The following is a 19,137-nucleotide window of genomic DNA, read 5'->3' on the forward strand; positions in this document are numbered from 1 at the left end:
CGCTGCGAGCCGCTTACCCCAGCCGTCCCGCCGCATGTGCCAGCAGCGTGTACACCAGGCCCGTCTCCGAGGTCAGGTGGCTGCGCAGCTCCTGCGGGCCGCGGCCGTCGCGGGCGACCTCGTCGAGCAGGCGCTCGAACTCGGCGACATAACGGTCGACCGTGCCCTTGAAGTTGCGGTCGGCGCGGTACTTGCGGGCGACCTCGTCGAAGGCCTTCTGGCCGGCGGGCGTGTAGAGGCGCTTGGTGAAGGCCTTGTTCTCGCCGCGCTGGTAGCGGTCCCACATCTCGGCAGCGAGGTTGCGGTCCATCAGCCGGCCGATGTCGAGCGACAGCGATTCCAGCGGATTGCTGCTTGCCTGCGGCGCCTGCGGCTGCGGCGCGGGTGCGGCGCGGCCACGCGGAGCCTCACGGCCGGTCGGGGCGCCCTGATTGGCGTCCGTGCGGTTGAGGAGGTCCGACAGCCAGCCGTCACGGCCCTGGTCGTTACCGGCGGGCGCGACCGGCGGTGCGTCAGTGCGGCGTGCGGCCGGCATGCCGAGGTCCGGCGGCGGCAGCGTGGAAGCGCTGCCGGTGTCGCGCATGCGGGTCTCGGCGCTACGTCCGCCCGCAGCCGCCATGATCGGCTCCTCCTGGCGCTGGACGGCGACGGAGGCGCGGCTCGTCGTGGTGACATCGAGGCCGCGGCCATGCTGTGCCACGATGCGGTTGAGCTCGGCGAGGGCCTCGATCTGGTCGACGATCACCTTGCGCATCTGCGCAGTGCTCTCGGCGGCCTCCTGCGGCATCTCGAGCACGCCGCGGCGCAGCTCGTTGCGGGTGGCTTCGAGCTCGTTGTGCATCTCGAAGGCCATCTGCTTCATGCTGGAGACGAGGTTGGTGAACTTCTCGGTCGACTGCTTGAACATCGTATCCGCCTCGTCCGTGGTCTGGCGGTAGATGTCGTGCATGGCCTCGATGGTCTGGCGGTGCTCTTCTTCGGAGGCCGCACGCACCGCCTCGAACTGGCGGGTGATCGCGGCCGAGCCTGCGCCGGCGGTCTCGGCGACGACGCGGGCGATGTCGCGGGCACGCTCTTCGGCGGCTGCCAGCGATTCATCGAGCAGGCCGGTGAAGCGCGACAGGCGCTGGTCGAGATCGGCGGTGCGCAGGTCGATCGTGGTGACGAGCGATTCCAGCGCCTGCTTGCGCTCGGCGAGCGAGGCGGTGGTGTTCTTGTTGCTCTGCTCGACGACCTGCGCGGCGTCGACCAAAGCCTTGCCGTGCGCGTCGAACTGGGTCGACAGCTCGCCGAGATCCTGGAGCGCCTTCGTGGTCTTGCTGTTGAAGACGTTGAGCTGCTCTTCCAGGTTCTGCGTCGCCGCGCCGTTGCGCGAGGTGACGTCGTTCATCGCCGAGACGAAGTCGGCGACGCGCGTCACCAGCGCCCGCTCGAGCGAGTTGAGGTTGTCGTGCGCACCGGTCAGCACCTCCTGAAGCAGGATGTTGCCTTCGCGCAGGCGCTCGAACAGCGCCACCGTGTCGGTACGCAGGATCTTGCTGGTCTCCTGCATCTCGGTGACGGCCGCGATCGAGACCTGGCGCGACTGGTCGATCGCCGCGCGCGAGGCCTGCTCGAGGTCCTTCAGCGACTTGCCGACCGCGCCGGTGGCGATCTCGCTCGCCGCGTTGATGGTGCGGGCGACTTCCGAGCCGTTGCCCATCATGGTCTGCGAGAAGGCCTGGCCGCGCGTCTCGATCGACTTCAGCGCGTCCGAGGTGACGCGGTCGATGTCGAGCGTGAGCTGGCTGGTCTTGGAGCCGATCGCGTCGACCAGGGCGCCGCGCTTGGCGTCGATCATGTTCGACAGGCGGTCGGCCTGCTGCTGCACGTAGGTGACGATCTCGTCGGTCTTGCCGGTCATGGCCTGGCCGAAGCTCGAGCTGGCGGCGAGCACCGAACGCTCGACGTCGGACGAACTCGACTTGACCCGCGAGCTCGCCTCGTTGGAGGCCGATATCAGCGCGTTCTGGGCGTTGAGCGCGCTGGTCTGGATGTCGTTGGTCGCGTTCGCGGTGGCCGCGCTCAGCGTCCGCTCGATCTCGGTCGAGATCGTGCGGATCTGGCTCGCGGCGTCCGCCGAGGTCGAGGTCAGCGAGGTCTGGGCCTCACGCGCGCTGTTGAGGATGGTCGAGGCGGTGTCGGCGCCGACTGCGGTCAGCGTGCGCTCGATGTCCGTGGTCAGCGACTTGATCTGGCTGGCCGCGTCGGTCGAGGCGGAGATCAGCGAGCCCTGGGCCTCGCGCACGCCGCTGGTGAGCGCCTCGATGGTGGCGCCGCCGGCGGTCGCCAGCGCGCGCTGCATCTCGGCCGCGAGCGAACGGACCTGGCTGGTCTGCTCGGCCGAGACGGAGAGCAGGGTGCTCTGGGCGTCGCGGGCGCTGGTGGTGATCGTCTCGGCGGTCGACTGGCCGACCTGCGAGAGCGAACGATGCACTTCGGCCGCGAGCGACTTGACCTGGCTCGCCGCATCCGAGGAGGCCGTAACCAGCGTGCTCTGGGCTTCGCGGGCGCCGCTCATGATGGTCTCGGCGGTCGAGGTGCCGGCCATCGTCAGCGAGCGCTGCACGTCCGAGGATAGCGCCTTGATCTGGTTGGCGGTCTCGGCCGAGGCCGCGATCAGCGCGCTCTGCGCATCGCGGGCGCCGGCGGTGATCGATTCCGCCGTGGTGGAGCCTGCCAGCGACAGCGAACGCTGCACGTCGGCGGTGAGCGTCTTGACGTGGTTGGCCGCGTCCGAGGACGCCGTGACGAGGGTGGTCTGCACCTCGCGGGCGCCGGCCAGGATCGAGGCTGCGGTGGCGGAGCCTGCCGCCGACAGCGTACGTTCGACGTCGGCCGCGAGCCCCTTGATCTGGTTGGAGGCTTCGCCCGAGGCTGCGACCAGCGTCGACTGCGCCTCGCGGGCGCTGCTGAGGATCGAGTTCGCCGAACCGGTGCCGACCGCGGTCAGCGCGCGCTCGACCTCGGCAGAGGTCATCTTGAGCTGGGCGTTGACGTCGGAGGAGACCGTCATCAGCGATTGCTGGGCGGTGCGCGCACCGGTCTGGATCGTCTCGCTGGTGTTGACGACGAGGTTGGTGAGCGAGCGCTCGGCGTCCTCGACATGCGAGCGGATCGCGGTCGAGATCATCTCGGCGCGGGACATCATGTCCTCGCTGGCCTGGCGGCCGCTGCTTTCGATGCGGCCTGCGACGGCCTCGACGCGCGAGCCGAGCAGGTCCTCGAACTGTGCCACGCGCACGTCGATGTCGCTGGCGACCGAGCCGACCCGGGTCTCGATGACCTGGTGGATTTCCTGGAAGCGCGCCGTGACCGTGTCGGTCAGGTGCGTGCTGCGGCCGTCGATGATCTCGGTGACACCGGTGATGCGGCGGTCGACCGCCTCGATCGCCTGCGCGGTGCCGTCCGTGAGGGTCGAGGTCAAGAGGGTCAGGCGCGTGTCGATCGACTGCACGGCCTGCGAGGCGCCGTTCGTGACCGCGGTGGTCAGGTAGGTGAGGCGGGAGTCGATCGACTCGAGCGCCTGCGTCGCATTGCCGGTCAGCGTCGTCGTGAGGTGCGTCAGGCGGGTATCGATCGACTGGATGGTCTGCGAGGCGCCATCGGTCAGCGTGGTGGTGAGGTTGTTGAGGCGCGCATCGATGGTCTCGATGGCCTGCGAGGCGCCGCCGGTCAGCGAGCTCGTGAGATGGTTGAGGCGCGCATCGATGGTTTCGATGGCCTGCGAAGCACCGCCGGTCAGCGACGTCGTGAGGTGGGTGAGCCGGGAGTCGATCGACTGGATCGCCTGCGCGGCGCCGTCGGTCAGCGAGGTCGCCAGCGTGTTGATGCGCCCGTCGATGGTCTCGGTCATGGATTGCGCGCGGGTGTCGAACGACTGTTCGAGCGCGGCGACGCGGCCAACGAGCTGCTCGTCGAAGGTCTTGAGGTGACCATCGATCGTGCCGTCGAGGCTGGCGATCTTGCTGTTCAGCGAGGCGTCGAGGTGGTTGACGCGTTCGCCGACCGTGGTCTCGAACTGCACCAGGCGCTGGTCGAGCACGGCCGTGATCTCGCCGCCATTGGCGGTGAAGCGGGTGTCGAAATTCTCGACATAGGTCTTCAGCGACTCGTGGATGTCCTGCGTGCGCTGGCCCATGCGCTCGACGATCTCGCCGCCGAAGGTCTTCACGGTGCGGTCGAACTCGGAGATATGGCGCGTGATCAGCGCGCCCAGCGTCCCGCTGTCGCGGGCGAATTTCTCGACCAGCTCGGTGCCCTGGTTCCTGACCAGCTCGTCGAACGCGCTCATCTGCAGCGACAGCGAGTCGTGCGCGGTCTCGGTCTGGCTGACGACCTTGGCGACGAGGGTGTTGACGGTGGCGTCGAGCGCCTCGCTCGCCTTGTCGCCGCTCGTCAGGATCTGGCCGGCGAGGCGGTTGCCGGCGTCGTCGATCTTGGCGGAGAGGTCGTTGGAGCGCAGCTCGAGCTCGAGCAGCAGCGAATCCGAGGAATTCTTCAGGCTGTCGTGCACCTGCTCGGTGCGCTCGGAGATGCCGTCGACGATCGCGGCGGAGCGCTGCTCGAACTCGCCGGTGATGCGGTCGATGCGCTCGTTGAGCATCTCGTGGACGCGGTCGGCGAGGTCGACGAACTCGTCGTGGACGTGGCCGGTCTTGAAGTTGAGGCTGGTGGTCAGCCGCTCGCTGGCATCGAGCACGGCGCGCGTGGTCTCGTTGCTGGCTTCCTCGAGGCGGTCGAGCAGGTCGCCGCCGCGCTCGCCGAGCGCCAGGATCATGTTGTCGCCGGCATTGCTCAGCGCGCTGGTGATGTGGGCGCCGCGCTCTTCCAGCGCGCCGGTGATGGACTTGGCGACCTCGTCGACGCGCGAGGCGATGGCATCAGAGATCAGCGCGATGTCGTGGCGCAAATCGATCTGCACGCCGGAGATGGCGCTGCGGACCTGCTCGGCCTGGCCGACCAGATTGTCGCGCTGATGCGCGATGTCCTGCAGCAGGGCGCGGATGCGCACTTCGTTGTCGGAATAGGCGCGTTCGAGCGCGGCAACCTCGTTGGCAACCAGCGTCTCGAGCTCGCCGGCGCGCGCGATGGCGCGCTCGATGCCGTCGCCCATCGCCGCGACCTCGCGGCGGATGGCCTGGCCGACGGTGACCATGGAATCGGAGGCCGAGCCCTCGGGCTCGGAGAAGCGGATCGCAACCTGCGCCATCGCCTGCGCGATCATGCGCATTTCCTGGCCGCGCCAGACGAGGCTCGCAAGGAAGTAGAACAGCATGATCGGCGCGAAGAACATCGCAACCAGGCCGGCGATCACGAGCACGCCGCCGCTCTGGCCCATGGCGGCCTGGATCGAGGGCAGGAAGCCGAAGGTCAGCGCGGCGCAGGCGGCGAGCCAGACGCCGGCGAAGATGGTGGCGAAGGTGTAGACGTTGCGGGCAGGGCGGCCCTTCTGCAGGGCCTGGAGCAGCTGGCCGATGGTCTCGCGGTCGTCATTGGCGGCGCGGCGCGAAGAGCGCGGCTCCTCGACCGGGTCGAACACGGTCGAACGTTCGTTGGCGGCGGGGCGCGGCTCGAAGCTCGGCTCGTCGAAGATCGGGGGCGGCGGCGCCACCGAAGGCGCGGTTTCGTTGCGCATCGCGGCGTTGCGGCTGGTGTCGGCAGCCGTGTCGCTGATGTTCAGGGCTTCCTGGATCGCAGAAAGCGCAACTTCTGTGGGGTCTTTGACCTTTTTCGGAGTGTTCGCCATGTTCAGTCCGAGCCCTCGTTACTTGTACGCGTCCCCCCGCGAGCCCTGCGCGCTGCGTGCGCAAGCCCACAGACCGGATCATGCCGCTTGCGCGGATCTCCGAGCCGTCCCCACCCGGACGGCTTGTCCGCCAATTTCCGCAACATCCTATTGGCAGAGCGTCGCGAATGAAATGCCCGCGATTAAGACATTCTTAATCATCGTTAACAGGATCGGGCCGTAACGCCTTAGCAATAAATGCAATTCTCCACTGGACTCGGCAGATTGCGGCAACTTTTCGTCAATAAACCGGCGGAACTGCGTCTCTGCCCCCGAACATTTCGTTAACCATTTCCATGCTTGGGTGAGGTCATTCACCGCCGAACCGGCGGAACCGTCGCGCGATGCCGGGGCCTGCGCCATGACTCCTGAACTGCAACGGATGGACTGGATGCCCTCGCCCCCGCTTGCACCCATCGACAGCCCGCTCGACCTCGATCACCTCTCCCGGATGACGCTCGGCGACGCCGAACTGGAACGGGAAGTGCTGGCCATGTTCGCCGAGCAGGCGATCCGCCTGATCGCGGCGATGGCGACGCTGCCGGCCGAGGCGGGCGTGCTGGCCCACAAGCTCAAGGGTTCGGCGCGCGGGATCGGCGCTTTTGCGGTGGCGGATGCGGCCGCAAGCCTGGAGATCGCGGTCCAGACCGGCCATGACCAGCGTCACGCTTTCGCCGCGCTGAAAGAGGCGGTGACCGAGGCCCGCGCCGCCATCGAGGCGATGCTGAAGTCTTGAGGCCACGCGGCCGAGCCGGACTCTAGTCTCTTGTTTTGACGCGTTTTCTTCCCGCAAAGCGGGATTCACTTCGGCTGAAAACCCTATGGCGCCCGGCTGATCGACCCGTTATAGGACAGCCCGGACCCTCCTTCATTCCCAGCACCGCGGCAGCACGAGCACACATGGCCAAGATTCACTTTGTCGACCACAAGGGCGAAACCCGCACGGTGGAAATCGAGAACGGCGCAACCGTGATGGAAGCCGCGATCCGCAACAGCATTCCCGGCGTCGAGGCCGAATGCGGCGGCGCCTGCGCCTGCGCGACCTGCCATGTCTATGTCGACGAAGCCTGGCGCGAGAAGGTCGGCAGCCCGACGCCGATGGAAGAGGACATGCTTGACTTCGGCTTCGACGTGCGCCCGAATTCGCGCCTGTCCTGCCAGATCAAGGTCTCCGACGATCTCGACGGTCTCGTCGTGACGACGCCGGAACGCCAGGCCTGATCCTGACAAGCCTGATCCTTACAGGCCTGCCTCTTCTGAACTGAACTATATGTTCGGCGTCGCGACCTCGATGCCGCGCTTGTGCCAGGGTCTGAGCTTCTCGACGATCTCCGCGCTGAGCGGCGCTGGCCGCCGCGTCGCCTCGTCGAGCATGACCCCGACCGACATCGCCGAGGCGATGCACTTTCCTTGCGAGAACACGACCTGCTCGAAGGTCACTGACGTCCGTCCGAGCTTCACTACGCCTAGGCCGAGCTCGATCGTGTTCGGCCAGTGCAGCTCGGCGCGGAAGTGGATGTCGAGCCGCACCATGATCCAGGCGAGCCCTGGCGGCGTCAGTCCGTACTCCGGCAGCTTCATCAGCGTGACGCGGCCGGTCTCGAAATAGGTGGCGTAGACCGCGTTGTTGACGTGCTGGTTGGGATCGAGATCGCCGAAGCGGACGTTGTCGCTGAGGCGGTAGGGATAGTCCTCCAGGCGCGGCGTCGTATCGAGGCGGCTTGGTGCGTTCACCGATTGATCTCCGTCATATCTTTCCTCGTTACAGCCCAGTTATTTTGCCCCGGCAAGTGGGCGCGGCTGCGGGGCGCTCCCTCTTTTATGCCTTCCCTGATCCATCCCCGTTGGCTAGACAGGCAGGGTCACCTCTGCCCGCTGGGCCGCCGTCCAACCGATAACGACCGATAAAGAGACGACATGAGCGATGTGATCAAAACCGATGTGCTGATTATTGGCGCCGGCCCCTGCGGTCTGTTCGCCGCTTTCGAGCTTGGCCTTCTCGACATGAAGGCGCATTTCGTCGACATCCTCGACAAGGTCGGCGGCCAGTGCGCCGAGCTCTATCCGGAAAAGCCGATCTACGACATTCCCGGCATTCCGCAGGTTTCGGGGCAGGGCCTCACCGACGCGTTGATGGAGCAGATCAAGCCGTTCCATCCGACCTTCCATCTCGGCGAGATGGTCGAGACGGTGGAGAAGATCGGCGATCCCGCCTTCCGCTGCACCACCGACGCCGGCAAGGTGTTCGAATGCAAGGTGCTGGTGATCGCGGCCGGCGGCGGCTCGTTCCAGCCCAAGCGCCCGCCGGTGCCGGGCATCGAGGCCTACGAAGGCACTTCAGTCCATTACGCCGTGCGCAAGATGGAGACGTTCCGCGACAAGAACGTGCTGGTCGTCGGCGGCGGCGATTCCGCGCTCGACTGGACGCTCAATCTGCATCCGATTGCGAAGCGCATCACGCTGTTGCACCGGCGCGACGAGTTTCGCGCCGCGCCCCACAGCGTCGAGCAGATGCGCGCGCTGGTTGCCGGCGGCAAGATGGATCTCCGACTCGGCCAGGTCACGGCGCTCTCCGGCGCAGAGGGCCTGCTCACCGGCGCCACCATCAAGGGCAACGACAACAGCGTCACGGACATTGCCTGCGACACCATGCTGCCGTTCTTCGGGCTGACCATGAAGCTCGGCCCGGTCGCGAATTGGGGCATCGCGCTGGAGAACAATCTGGTGCCGGTCGAGACGTCCGCGTTCGAGACCAATGTTCCCGGCATCTTCGCGATCGGCGACATCAATACGTATCCCGGCAAGATCAAGCTGATCCTGTGCGGCTTCCATGAGGGCGCGCTGATGTCGCAAAAAGCCCATCGCTACGTCTATCCGGAGAAGCGGCTCGTGTTCCAGTACACGACCTCGTCCTCCAGCCTGCAAAAGAAGCTCGGTGTCAACTGACGGCGGCAGGGTGGGGAGGGGATGCCCCATGTTTCTGGTGCTGGAACCGTTCGCGAAATCGCCGTAGTCTGCGGCCATTCCGGTCGTGGAATAACAAGGTGATCTAATGCGGATTTTTACCAGCTCTCGGCTGCTTCCCTTCCTCGCGCTCGCATTGTCGCTCGCGACGGTGACGCCGTCTGCGGCACAAATCGCCGAGCCCACGGCGGCGGGCCTCTGGCAGAAGGTCGAGGACGGCAAGACGGTCGGATGGTTTCTCTTCATCGACCACAACGGCATCTTCGAAGGCGTGATCGCAAAGACCTTCCCGCGGCCCGGCGACGATCCGAACGAGATCTGCAGCAAGTGCACCGACGATCGCAAGAATGCGCCGGTGCTCGGCATCTCCTTCGTCCGCAACATGAAGCGCGACGGATTGAAGTACGAAGGCGGCAACGTGCTCAATCCGCGCGACGGCCAGATCTGGAAGGCCAACATGAAGGTCAGTCCCGACGGTCAGACCCTGACCCTGCGCGGCTATCTCGGCATCGCGCTGCTCGGCAAGGATGAGGCCTGGACGCGCCTGCCTGACACCAACATCGCCCAGGTCGATCCTGCCATCGTCGCGAAGTATCTGCCTGCGCAAGCCGCGGCCACTAAGCCGCCGGCACCGACGAAGAAGAGCGGCGGCACGATGATGGCGCCGGCGCCCAAGCAGTAGGCTCGAGCTCTGAGCTGGCTGATCGGCGGTAGCTTCCGGTCACGGTCATTCCCCGCACGAGCAGACGGTCTTCGCGGCGACGTTCGCCGAAAGGCGAATGCGTGCCCCGCCTGCTCCAGTAGTTCCCCGGAATGCGCGCTGGCGCCGGATTTGCATAGCTGTCCGCAAAGCTGCTGGGGAGCGAGTCGCCGTCTCCATGCCTGCCGTGCGCGGTGCTGCGGGCAGACGGTAGCGTTTGCCTCGCGGCGATCACTTCGACCGCGGAGACGACATGAGACCTGCAAGACAGTGTGCCGCCTTGCTGCTGGGGCTGACGGTTCTGCTCACCAATTCGGCGCTGGCGCGCGACGACGGGCGCTACGCCAACTCGCCGCTAAAACCCTGGTTCGAAAGCCTGCACAGCGAGTTCGGCCAGTGCTGCACCGACGCCGACGGTTACGTCATTGCCGACGTCGATTGGGAGTCCGATCGCGGCCGCTTCCGCGTCCGCATCGACGACGAATGGGTCGTGGTGCCTGACGGTGCCGTGATCACCGTGCCGAACAAGATCGGCCGCACCATGGTGTGGAAGCACTATATCGACGGCCATCCGCGCGTGCGCTGCTTCATGCCGGGCAGCATGACCTGAAAACGCTGACGGCGCCCGCATCGGATGCAGGCGCCGCAAGCGATGCGAAAGCTCAGCGCGCTTCGCTGCCCGAACCTGCGCTCGCGAGCTGCTTGACGCGCGGCGACAGCACCGAAACCTGCGCCGGCGAGGCGGGCATGCCGGCGACGATCATCGAGGGCGCGGCCGACTGCTCCTCGACGCCGGCGCCGCCGAGCACCTGCACCTGCGTCGCCGAGATCGGCAACGATTTCACTTCGTAAGTCGGAAGTTCGCTGGCGAAAGCACCGGTCGAGCTCGCAATCACGGCGCTGGCGACGGCAATCATTGTGAGAACACGCATTGGAAAATCTCCGTTGAAGATGTCAATCGGAAGTTTGGTCGTCTCGATGCCGGAACAGGTTCGCTTGTGCGAGAACATTCCCGTGGCCGTCGGCGAACATATTGATTGCTTGATGCGCAACGATGAAACGAGAAAGAAGTTTTTCGCGCCAGTGTTTCCGGACGGTTTCGCGGATTGACCGGCGCAGCTCGCAGTCAGCCCGCTTGCAGATCCAAATGCGGAGATCTGGTCGGTGCGGCGGCGACGGGAAAACGCAGGCTCATGCTCGTGCCGCGGCCAGGCGTGGAGGAGATGACCAGCTCGCCACCGTGCGCGGCCATGATCTCGCGGACGATCGACAGGCCGAGGCCCGCGCCATCGCCGGCAGTGTTGCCGGTCTGAAACGGCTCGGTCAGCCCGTGCTCCACGCCGTCCGGCAGGCCTGCGCCGTCGTCGTCAATCGAGATGCCGTCGCGGCCGAGCGTGGCGACGATGCGTCGTGCGCCACGGGCGTGGATGAGCGCGTTGCCGACGAGATTGGCGAGCGCGCTGCGAATCGCGGCGTCCACGCCCTGCACCAGGAGCGGACCTTTCTCTGCCTGTTCCAGCGCGAGCTCGATGCCGGCGTCCAGTGCCGAGGGGCCGAAATCGGCGAGCACGTCCAGCGTGATCTGGGCGAGATCGATCGGCCGTTTTTCGATCGCATGGTTTTGCAGCCGCGCCAGATCGAGCATCGCGGAGACCAGCGACGTCAGGCGCCTGATATCGCGCACCAGTTCGGCCTTTAGGGCAGGCTCGGGTACGTCCTCGACCTTCGCGCGCAGCAGCGTCAGCGGCGTGCGGAGCTGATGGGCGGCATTGCCGAGGAAGCGGCGTTGCATCCTGATATAGGCATCGATCTCGCCGAAGGCGCGGTTTAGCGCCTCGACCAGCGGCTTCAGCTCGCGCGGGACCTCGGACAACGAGATCAGGCCCTGCGGGGCCGATGGATCGATCGCGAGGGCGCGACGCGCGACCCGCGCGATGCCGCGTGAGACGAAACGCGCAGCAAGCGCCGACCCGATCGCGACGGTGGCCGCAAAGGCCAGCGCTACCACGAGGATCGAAAAGAAGCTGCGGGCGAGGAAGCTTCTTGCGAGCCGGCCGAAGCGGACCTGAGGCTCGCCGACCATCGTCGTGAGCCGCAAGCCGCCCCGTTGCGCAACCGCGAGACAGAACGTGCTGTTCTGGTCGGGTGTGCTGAAGACGGACAAGCCGACAGGCCCGCGATAGGGAAAGGCGAAGGGTAGCTGTGGCCGGTGCTCGCTGCCGTACTCGCTGACAAGATTGCCCACGGAGACGACGTACCAGAGGTTTGGACTGTCCGCCTTCAGCTCTTCGAGCCCGGGAGAGGGGCGCACCGTCAGGTTCTGCCCATCGATAACAGTGGCGCGATCGAGAACGGCGGCCACGACCCGGCACGCTCTGAACTCGCGTTCCTCCATCGGGTACCTCGAGACGAAGATCGCGACCATGATCAGGAAGATCGTCGTCGCGGCGATGCCGAGCGAAAACGCAAACGTCTGGGCGATCGACCTCATCGCGGCGTTGCCAGCCGCAGGATGTAGCCGATGCCCCGCATGCTGCGGATCTCGACGTCGCCGCCGAGCTCGAGCAATTTCTTCCTTAGGCGCGAGACCTGCGCTTCGAGCGTGTTGGATTCGATCTCGTCGTCGAAGCCGTAGATCTCCTCGATCAGTGCGGCGCGGGTGATGACGCGGTCGCGCCGCATCAACAGCGCTCCCAGGATCAGTGCCTCGCGCCGCCGCAGCAGGATCCTGGTGTCGGCAACCACCGCCTCGTTGCTGCCGAGATGCAGCTCGACGTTGCCGAGCGACAATACCGAGGGAGCGAGCAGCCGGGGCCGGCGCAGCACCGCCCGCACGCGCGCGATCAATTCCTGCGGCTCGAACGGCTTTCCGAGATAGTCGTCTGCGCCGCCGTTGAGACCCTCGACGACGTCTTCCTTGGCGTCCTTGGACGTCAGCATGATAATCGCGGGCCGGTCCGGGGATTGGCTCAGGGCCGTGACCACCTGGAGCGCATCGCCGTCGGGCAGCATGCGGTCGATGATGGCGAGATCATATTTGAAATTGTCGAGCGCCTGGCGGGCATCGGCAATCGAGCCAACGAGGTCGACGATTCCGTGCAATTGCCCGAGCAGGCGGCTGACATAGGCGCCGATCTGCGGTTCGTCTTCGATTACGAGGGAACGCACGCGGGTCGTCCTTGACTCTGCTGGGCAACAAATCCCCGAGCGTGACGCTCCCTGGCCGAAGTCTGGCGTTTCGGCTCCTGCGCAGGGTTCCCATAAAGGCAGCGAGCTTGGCGAATAAAAGGCAAATGCGAGTGGGGTGACCGGCAGTGCCGGCCAAAGTTTGGGCGCGTGAATGCCTCCCGGCAATGTTCGGGCAATGTTGGTTCGATGGCGCCGCTTCGTGCGCGCCGGGAGCATCTTGGGGCGGTGGTTGTCGCCTTGCAATCTTGGGGCAATTTTGCCGGACCACATGCTGGAGCTCCAACCACACGAGTCGACCAGGCCAGGAAGGCCGGTCCGGGGCCCTGTAATGAAGCATTTTGACGACGCCGCTCTTCGCCTCACGGTGAATGTGCGGCTCACGACCACCTTGCTCGCCGCACTCGGCGCGATCATGGCGATCCCTCAATCCGCATCGGCGCAGACCGCGTTCACGCTGCCGGCGCCGCCGTTCGAGCTGCCGATGCTGCCTTCGCCCTCCGGCAATTGGACGGTCATGGTCGGCATCGGTGGTGAGTACACACCGGATTTCGTCGGATCGAAGAACGGCAAGCTCATGCCGATCCCGATCTTCTCCATCCGCCGCGCCGGATCGATCGACCAGTTTCGGGGCCCGCGCGACAGCGCCAGCATCGCGCTGCTCGACGTCGGCAATTTTCGCGCAGGGCCTGCGTTCAAATACGTCACCTCGCGCAAGGCCGACAAATATGCCGAGCTGACGGGCCTTGGCGACGTCAAGGCCTCCTACGAGCTCGGCGGCTTCGTCGAATATTATCCGGTCGACTGGCTCCGCCTGCGCAGCGAATTGCGCCAGGGCATGGGTGGCCATACCGGCACCGTCGCCGACATCTCCGCCGACGTCATCGTGCCGCTGATTCAAAGGCTGACGATCTCGGCCGGCCCGCGCTTCACCTGGAAAAGCACCAACGCGACCGCGCCGTATTTCGGCGTCGATGGCGCGCAGGCGCTGGCGTCGGGATTGCCGACATACAACGCCAAAGGCGGCGCGCATTCGGTCGGGTTCGGCAGCCAGGTCTCCTATCGCATCAATCCGCAGTGGGAGGTCCATGCCTATGTCGAATACGAGAAGCTGCTCGGCGACGCCGCGGACAGTCCGCTGGTGAAGCTGCGGGGGTCGTCGAACCAGACCACCGTCGGCCTCGGCGCGTCCTATTCGTTCGATTTCAGGATTCGATGAGCCGGCATGCGACGCATTGCTTTTCTATGGATTGGCCTCGCAGCCGCTTGCGTCGCCCTCGGCGCCGCCGCGGCGTTCGAGACCCGCGCGAGCCGGCTCCAGGCGATCAAGACGGTCGGCATCGTCTCCGCCATCGGCGAGGAGATGAGCCTTTCACAGGCAGGCCTTACCAAGCTCGGCTCCACCGGGCAAAGCGCCTCAATCAGTGCATGGGGACTGGACGAGCTGATCGTCCAGCAGGCGACCAGGCTGCTGGGCGCACGCTATCGCGTTCAGGCCGTCAACTACACCCGCGCCGCGTTCGCCGCGATCCGGGATTCGGCGGTTACGCCCGTCAATCTGCTGCGGAGCGATCCGTTCAAGGAGCTGGTTCGCACCGATGTCACGCCCCAGGGACTCGATGCGTACATCGTCATTACCCGCGCGAGATCGAAACTCGGCAACGGCCGCAACGTCGAGGGTGTCGGGCTCGCCGAATACCGGACGCTGCTTGCGGACTACGGCCTGATCCACGCGCTGTACGAGGTCCGCGTCATCGACGGCAAGACGTTCGATGTGATCGAAAAGCGGGCGGCCGCGCCGCTCGACAACACCGGGACCCTGAGGATCGCAGGCCCCAGCGGGCCGATCGACGGGACAATTGACGGTCCGGCTTCGAGCGAACGGCTGCGCGCGGCGATTGCGGATCTCATCACGCGCAGCCTGCCTGTCACGCTGGATGACATGCACCTGATCGGTGGTCAGTGAAGCCGGCTGGCGGCCTCAGGTCACCGGCGCGGGGTTGAACAGCGTCAGATCGTTGTGGATGCCCCAGCGGTCCGACCATGGCTTGGTGCGGCCGGAGGCGACGTCGAGGATGAGACGGAACAGGTCCCAGCCGGTCTCCTCGATGGTCTTCTCGCCGGTGGCGATGCGGCCTGCGTCGAAGTCGATCAGGTCTTTCCAGCGGCGGGCAAGCTCGCTGCGGGTCGCGACCTTGATCACGGGTGCGGCCGCAAGGCCGTAGGGCGTGCCGCGGCCGGTGGTGAACACCTGCAGCGTCATGCCGGAGGCGAGCTGGAGCGTGCCGCAGATGAAATCGGAGGCGGGGGTTGCCGCGAACAGCATGCCCTTCTGCGTCGCCTTCTCGCCGGGCGAGAGCACGCCGGTGATGGCGCTTGATCCAGACTTGACGATCGAGCCGAGTGACTTCTCGACAATGTTGGCGAGGCCGCCCTTCTTGTTGCCGGGCGTGGTGTTGGCGCTGCGATCGGCACCGCCGCGCGCGAGATAGGAATCGTACCAGGCCATCTCGCGCACCAGCGCGCGGCCGACGTCCGCGTTGATGGCACGGCGGGTGAGCAGCTGGATGGCATCGCGCACCTCGGTCACTTCCGAGAACATCACGGTGGCGCCGGCGCGCACCAGGAGGTCCGCGGCGAAGCCGACGGCAGGATTGGCGGTGACGCCGGAGAACGCGTCGCTGCCGCCGCATTGCAGGCCGATCACCAGATCGGACGCCGGGCAGGTCTCGCGGGTGCGCGCGTTGAGGATTTTCAGCCGCGCCTCCGCCTGGGCCATGATCGCGTCGACGATCGCACCGAAACCGTCGAAGGCTTCGTCCTGCATCCGCACGATGGCATCGCCGACGCCTTCCGGCACCAGCCGCTCCGGTGCGAGCTTCTCGCAGCCAAGGCCGACGACCAGGATCTCGCCGCCGAAATTCGGGTTCAGCGCGATGTTCTGCAGCGTGCGGATCGGTACCACCGCGTCGGGTGCGGTGATCGCGACGCCGCAGCCATAGGCGTGCGTCAGCGGCACGACGTCGTCGACGTTGGGATATTTCGGCAGCAGCTCGGCGCGGATGCGCTTCACCGCGTATTCCATCGTGCCCTTGACGCATTGCACGGAGGAGGAGATGCCGAGGATGTTCTTGGTGCCGACCGATCCGTCCGGATTGCGATAACCTTCGAACGTAAAGCCTTCGAGCGGCGGCAGCGGCGCGGGGACGGCGGTCGAGATTTCGAGCTTGTCGAGGTCGGGGGCATCCGGCATGCGAATGCGCGCCTCGTCGACCCATTCGCCGGCCAGGATCGGCGAGAGCGCGTAGCCGATCACCTCGCCATACCGGACGATCGGCTGATCTTGCGCGATGTCGACCAGCGCCGTCTTGTGCCCCTGCGGCACGAAGGCGCGCAGCGTCAGGCCGCTGGCAAAGCGGGAGCCGGCGGGAAGCCCGAAATCATTGACCACGATTGCGACATTGTCGCGCTCGTTGAGCTTGATGTAGCGGGGCTGCTCTTTCGCTGCGACGTCCTGGTCCATGGGAGGACTCCGTCTTGTAGGGCGGGTTAGCCGAAGGCGTAACCCGCCACTTCTTTCGATGCTGAAGATAGGAGGCGGGTTACGCTTTGCTAACCCGCCCTACAATCGTGCATCAGCCCGGGAACGTATAAGCCGTCTTCACCGTGGTGTAGAACTCGCGCGCGTAGGAGCCCTGCTCGCGGGCGCCGTAGCTCGAGCCCTTCCGGCCGCCGAACGGCACGTGATAGTCGACGCCGGCGGTCGGCAGATTGACCATCACCATGCCGGACTCGCTGTTGCGCTTGTAGTGCGAGGCGTATTTCAGGCTGGTGGTGCAGATGCCCGAAGCGAGGCCGAACTCGGTGTCGTTGGAGATCGCCAGCGCTTCCTCGTAGTTCTTGGCGCGGATGACGGCGGCGACCGGGCCAAAAATCTCCTCACGCGCGATGCGCATGTTGTTGTTGGCCTCGGTGAACAGCGCCGGCTGCAGGTAGTGGCCGGGCGTCTCGCGCTTGAGCAGCTCGCCGCCGAAGGACAGCTTGGCACCCTCGTCCTGGCCGATCTTGATGTAGCGCAGGTCCTGGTCGAGCTGGCTCTGGTCCACGACAGGGCCGATATGCACGCCGGCCTTGAGCGCGTCGTCGACCGACAGCCCGTTCAGGCGCTCGGCCACCGCCGCGACGAAGCGGTCATGGATGCCTTCGGTGACGATCAGGCGGGAAGAGGCGGTGCAGCGCTGGCCGGTCGAGAAATAGGCGCCGTTGACGGCGACTTCGACGGCGGTCTTGAGGTCGGCGTCGTCGAGAACGACCAGCGGATTCTTGCCGCCCATCTCGAGCTGGAACTTCTTCATCGGGTTCGAGAGCACGCAGGCCTGCGCGATCTTGCGTCCGGTTTGCACCGAGCCGGTGAAGGAGATCGCGGCCACATCGGGGTGGTCGAGCAGGGTCTGGCCGACGACGGAGCCGGAGCCAACCACGAGGTTGAACACGCCGGCGGGAATGCCGGAGCGGGTGATGATTTCGGCCAGCGCGTGACCCGAGCCCGGCACCAGCTCGGCCGGCTTGAACACCACGGCGTTGCCGTAGCAGAGCGCAGGCGCGATCTTCCAGGCCGGGATCGCGATCGGGAAATTCCAGGGCGTGATCATGCCGACGACGCCGACCGGCTCACGGGTGAGCTCGACGTCGAGGCCGGGACGCACCGAGGCGCCCTTTTCGCCGATCAGGCGTAGCGCCTCGCCGGCGAAGAACGCAAAGATCTGGCCGGCACGCGCGACCTCGCCGATGCCCTCAGGCAGCGTCTTGCCTTCCTCGCGCGCGAGCAGGCGGCCGAGCTCTTCCTTGCGGGCGAGGATCTCGAGGGAAATCTTGTTCAGCGCGTCGAAGCGTGCCTGCGGCGTTGACTGCGCCCAGGCGGGGAAGGCGGCCTTGGCGGCGGCGATCGCCTTCTCGGTCTGGGCCTTGTCGGCCTTGGCGTATTCGCCGACGACGTCGTTGGTGTTGGAGGGGTTGATGTTCTTGGTGACGCCGGAGCCATCGACCCATTCGCCGCCGATGAAGTTCTTCAGGATCGCAGTCATCTTTTCCTCCGAGGAAGTATTTTAACGCACGAGGCACGGACGCTTGTCGTCAAAGGTCCAGCCGGGGATCAGGTCCTGCATGGCAATAGCGTCATCGCGGGCACCGAGTCCATGCTGCTTGTAGAGGTCATGCGCCGCGTCGATAGCGGCCCTGTCGATTTCGATACCCAGGCCCGGCCGGTCCGGGACGGCAATCTTGCCTCCCTTGATCCGGAGCGGCTCCCTGGTGAGCGCCTGGCCGTCCTGCCAGATCCAATGGGTATCGATCGCGGTGACCTTGCCGGGGGCGGCGGCGCCGACATGGGTGAACATGGCCAGCGAAATGTCAAAATGGTTGTTGGAATGCGAGCCCCAGGTCAGGCCGTTGTCACGGCAGGTCTGGGCCACCCGCACCGAGCCCTGCATGGTCCAGAAATGGGGATCGGCCAGCGGAATGTCCACCGCGCCCAGGCGCAGCGCATGGGAGAGCTGCCGCCAGTCGGTGGCGATCATGTTGGTCGCGGTCGGCAAGCCGGTGGCGCGGCGGAACTCGGCCATGATCTCGCGGCCGGAGAAGCCAGCCTCGGCGCCGCAGGGGTCCTCGGCATAGGCGAGGATGCCGTGCATGTCCTTGCAGAGCCTGATCGCCTCGTCGAGCGACCAGGCGCCGTTGGGATCGAGCGTCACGCGCGCGTTCGGAAAACGCTTTGCGATCGCGGTGACTGCCTCGATCTCCTGCTCGCCGCGCAGCACGCCACCTTTCAGCTTGAAGTCGGCGAAGCCGTAATGGTCGTGGGTGGCTTCCGCGAGCCGCACCACGGTCTCCGGCGTCATCGCTTCCTGATGGCGAAGGTCGAACCATTCGGGCTTGCCGGTTTCGCCGCTGACGTAGTCGAGCCTGGACTTGCGGCGATCGCCGACGAAGAAGAGATAGCCGAGCGTCTCGACGCTCTTGCGTTGCTGGCCTTCGCCGAGCAGCGCGGCGACGGGCAAGTTGAGATGCTGGCCAAGCAGATCAAGCAGGGCGGATTCGATCGCGGTGACCGCGTGGATCATGACGCGAAGATCGAAAGTCTGCTTGCCGCGGCCGCCGGCGTCGCGGTCGGCGAAGGCGGTGCGGACGTCGGCGAGGATGTTGTTGAGCGCGCCGACGGTCTTGCCGATCACGAGATCGCGGGCATCCTGGAGCGTCTGCCAGATCTTCTGCCCGCCCGGCACCTCGCCGACGCCGGTGTGGCCGGCATTGTCGGTGAGGATGACGATGTTGCGGGTGAAGAACGGCGCATGCGCGCCGCTCAGATTGAGGAGCATGCTGTCGCGGCCCGCGACCGGGATCACCTGCATCGCCGTGACGACAGGTGCGCCAGAGATATCGGTCAGGGCCATCGCACGCTCCT

Annotated in this window: 17 protein-coding genes; 8 read left to right on the top strand and 9 right to left on the bottom strand. The window is 66.1% G+C overall.

What is annotated here, in order from left to right; translation table 11 throughout:
* Nucleotides 1-13: 13 nt before the first annotated feature.
* Complete coding sequence (locus GGD67_RS29300) at nt 14-5,788, bottom strand: negative regulator of septation ring formation (RefSeq protein ID WP_179737751.1); 5,775 nt, start codon at nt 5,786-5,788, stop codon at nt 14-16.
* Nucleotides 5,789-5,935: 147 nt separating this feature from the next.
* Entirely contained in the window at nt 5,936-6,190 is a 255-nt protein-coding gene (locus GGD67_RS29305) for a hypothetical protein (protein WP_179737753.1), read from the bottom strand.
* Here GGD67_RS29305 and GGD67_RS29310 point away from each other — a divergent pair.
* Both GGD67_RS29310 and GGD67_RS29315 read left to right on the top strand, forming a co-directional pair.
* Complete coding sequence (locus GGD67_RS29310) at nt 6,189-6,563, top strand: Hpt domain-containing protein (RefSeq protein WP_179737755.1); 375 nt, start codon at nt 6,189-6,191, stop codon at nt 6,561-6,563. The genes GGD67_RS29305 and GGD67_RS29310 overlap by 2 nt on opposite strands.
* A 164-nt stretch (nt 6,564-6,727) precedes the next feature.
* Complete coding sequence (locus GGD67_RS29315; RefSeq protein ID WP_018317347.1) at nt 6,728-7,048, top strand: 2Fe-2S iron-sulfur cluster-binding protein; 321 nt, start codon at nt 6,728-6,730, stop codon at nt 7,046-7,048.
* Nucleotides 7,049-7,093: 45 nt separating this feature from the next.
* On the opposite strand, the gene GGD67_RS29320 is transcribed toward GGD67_RS29315, so the two are convergent.
* Nucleotides 7,094-7,561 carry a thioesterase family protein gene (locus tag GGD67_RS29320; RefSeq protein WP_018317346.1) on the bottom strand — a complete coding sequence of 156 codons (468 nt, stop codon included), beginning with the start codon at nt 7,559-7,561 and terminating at the stop codon, nt 7,094-7,096.
* Between the two features lie 183 nt (nt 7,562-7,744).
* On the opposite strand from GGD67_RS29320, the gene GGD67_RS29325 reads away from it, so the two are divergent.
* From GGD67_RS29325 to GGD67_RS29335, 3 genes are all read left to right on the top strand, one after another.
* Nucleotides 7,745-8,773 (top strand): NAD(P)/FAD-dependent oxidoreductase, encoded by a 1,029-nt coding sequence (locus GGD67_RS29325; RefSeq protein ID WP_179737757.1) that lies wholly within the window; start codon nt 7,745-7,747, stop codon nt 8,771-8,773.
* Between the two features lie 106 nt (nt 8,774-8,879).
* Nucleotides 8,880-9,473 carry a DUF2147 domain-containing protein gene (locus GGD67_RS29330; RefSeq protein WP_179737758.1) on the top strand — a complete coding sequence of 198 codons (594 nt, stop codon included), beginning with the start codon at nt 8,880-8,882 and terminating at the stop codon, nt 9,471-9,473.
* A gap of 271 nt (nt 9,474-9,744) precedes the next feature.
* Nucleotides 9,745-10,101: a hypothetical protein gene (locus GGD67_RS29335; protein WP_179737760.1), complete on the top strand. Its 357-nt coding sequence runs from the start codon at nt 9,745-9,747 to the stop codon at nt 10,099-10,101.
* Between the two features lie 52 nt (nt 10,102-10,153).
* Here the strand turns inward: GGD67_RS29335 and GGD67_RS29340 are convergent, their stop codons facing one another.
* On the bottom strand, nt 10,154-10,423 hold the full coding sequence (locus GGD67_RS29340) for a hypothetical protein (RefSeq protein WP_179737762.1): 270 nt from the start codon (nt 10,421-10,423) through the stop codon (nt 10,154-10,156).
* 13 nt (nt 10,424-10,436) lie between these two features.
* Between GGD67_RS29340 and GGD67_RS29345 the strand changes: the two genes are divergently transcribed.
* Nucleotides 10,437-10,601 (top strand): hypothetical protein, encoded by a 165-nt coding sequence (locus GGD67_RS29345; RefSeq protein WP_179737764.1) that lies wholly within the window; start codon nt 10,437-10,439, stop codon nt 10,599-10,601.
* A gap of 16 nt (nt 10,602-10,617) precedes the next feature.
* On the opposite strand, the gene GGD67_RS29350 is transcribed toward GGD67_RS29345, so the two are convergent.
* On the bottom strand, nt 10,618-11,982 hold the full coding sequence (locus tag GGD67_RS29350; RefSeq protein WP_179737766.1) for a cell wall metabolism sensor histidine kinase WalK: 1,365 nt from the start codon (nt 11,980-11,982) through the stop codon (nt 10,618-10,620).
* Nucleotides 11,979-12,659, bottom strand: coding sequence for a response regulator transcription factor (locus tag GGD67_RS29355; RefSeq protein ID WP_018317340.1), 681 nt, complete (start codon nt 12,657-12,659; stop codon nt 11,979-11,981). Before GGD67_RS29355 ends, GGD67_RS29350 begins: the two co-directional genes overlap by 4 nt.
* Before the next feature lie 349 nt (nt 12,660-13,008).
* Between GGD67_RS29355 and GGD67_RS29360 the strand changes: the two genes are divergently transcribed.
* Together GGD67_RS29360 and GGD67_RS29365 are read left to right on the top strand one after the other, a co-directional pair.
* Complete coding sequence (locus tag GGD67_RS29360; protein ID WP_179737768.1) at nt 13,009-13,896, top strand: MipA/OmpV family protein; 888 nt, start codon at nt 13,009-13,011, stop codon at nt 13,894-13,896.
* 6 nt (nt 13,897-13,902) lie between these two features.
* Complete coding sequence (locus tag GGD67_RS29365; RefSeq protein WP_179737770.1) at nt 13,903-14,643, top strand: hypothetical protein; 741 nt, start codon at nt 13,903-13,905, stop codon at nt 14,641-14,643.
* 15 nt (nt 14,644-14,658) lie between these two features.
* Here GGD67_RS29365 and garD read toward each other — a convergent pair whose 3' ends face one another.
* The 3 genes from garD to gudD all read right to left on the bottom strand — a co-directional run bounded on the left by garD (nt 14,659) and on the right by gudD (nt 19,126).
* Complete coding sequence (garD, locus tag GGD67_RS29370) at nt 14,659-16,200, bottom strand: galactarate dehydratase (RefSeq protein WP_179737772.1); 1,542 nt, start codon at nt 16,198-16,200, stop codon at nt 14,659-14,661.
* 112 nt (nt 16,201-16,312) lie between these two features.
* Complete coding sequence (locus GGD67_RS29375) at nt 16,313-17,761, bottom strand: aldehyde dehydrogenase family protein (protein ID WP_179737774.1); 1,449 nt, start codon at nt 17,759-17,761, stop codon at nt 16,313-16,315.
* Between the two features lie 21 nt (nt 17,762-17,782).
* Nucleotides 17,783-19,126 (bottom strand): glucarate dehydratase, encoded by a 1,344-nt coding sequence (gene gudD, locus GGD67_RS29380; RefSeq protein WP_179737776.1) that lies wholly within the window; start codon nt 19,124-19,126, stop codon nt 17,783-17,785.
* Nucleotides 19,127-19,137: the final 11 nt, after the last annotated feature.

Source organism: Bradyrhizobium sp. IAR9, assembly GCF_013408065.1.
Taxonomy (GTDB): Bacteria; Pseudomonadota; Alphaproteobacteria; order Rhizobiales; family Xanthobacteraceae; genus Bradyrhizobium.

Coding starts and splice junctions, on each gene's coding strand:
- GGD67_RS29300 (WP_179737751.1), bottom strand. CDS start 5,788: ATGGCGAACACTCCGAAAAAGGTCAAAGACCCCACAGAAGTTGCGCTT.
- GGD67_RS29310 (WP_179737755.1), top strand. CDS start 6,189: ATGACTCCTGAACTGCAACGGATGGACTGGATGCCCTCGCCCCCGCTT.
- GGD67_RS29305 (WP_179737753.1), bottom strand. CDS start 6,190: ATGGCGCAGGCCCCGGCATCGCGCGACGGTTCCGCCGGTTCGGCGGTG.
- GGD67_RS29315 (WP_018317347.1), top strand. CDS start 6,728: ATGGCCAAGATTCACTTTGTCGACCACAAGGGCGAAACCCGCACGGTG.
- GGD67_RS29325 (WP_179737757.1), top strand. CDS start 7,745: ATGAGCGATGTGATCAAAACCGATGTGCTGATTATTGGCGCCGGCCCC.
- GGD67_RS29330 (WP_179737758.1), top strand. CDS start 8,880: ATGCGGATTTTTACCAGCTCTCGGCTGCTTCCCTTCCTCGCGCTCGCA.
- GGD67_RS29335 (WP_179737760.1), top strand. CDS start 9,745: ATGAGACCTGCAAGACAGTGTGCCGCCTTGCTGCTGGGGCTGACGGTT.
- GGD67_RS29340 (WP_179737762.1), bottom strand. CDS start 10,423: ATGCGTGTTCTCACAATGATTGCCGTCGCCAGCGCCGTGATTGCGAGC.
- GGD67_RS29350 (WP_179737766.1), bottom strand. CDS start 11,982: ATGAGGTCGATCGCCCAGACGTTTGCGTTTTCGCTCGGCATCGCCGCG.
- GGD67_RS29360 (WP_179737768.1), top strand. CDS start 13,009: ATGAAGCATTTTGACGACGCCGCTCTTCGCCTCACGGTGAATGTGCGG.
- GGD67_RS29365 (WP_179737770.1), top strand. CDS start 13,903: ATGCGACGCATTGCTTTTCTATGGATTGGCCTCGCAGCCGCTTGCGTC.
- garD (WP_179737772.1), bottom strand. CDS start 16,200: ATGGACCAGGACGTCGCAGCGAAAGAGCAGCCCCGCTACATCAAGCTC.
- GGD67_RS29375 (WP_179737774.1), bottom strand. CDS start 17,761: ATGACTGCGATCCTGAAGAACTTCATCGGCGGCGAATGGGTCGATGGC.
- gudD (WP_179737776.1), bottom strand. CDS start 19,126: ATGGCCCTGACCGATATCTCTGGCGCACCTGTCGTCACGGCGATGCAG.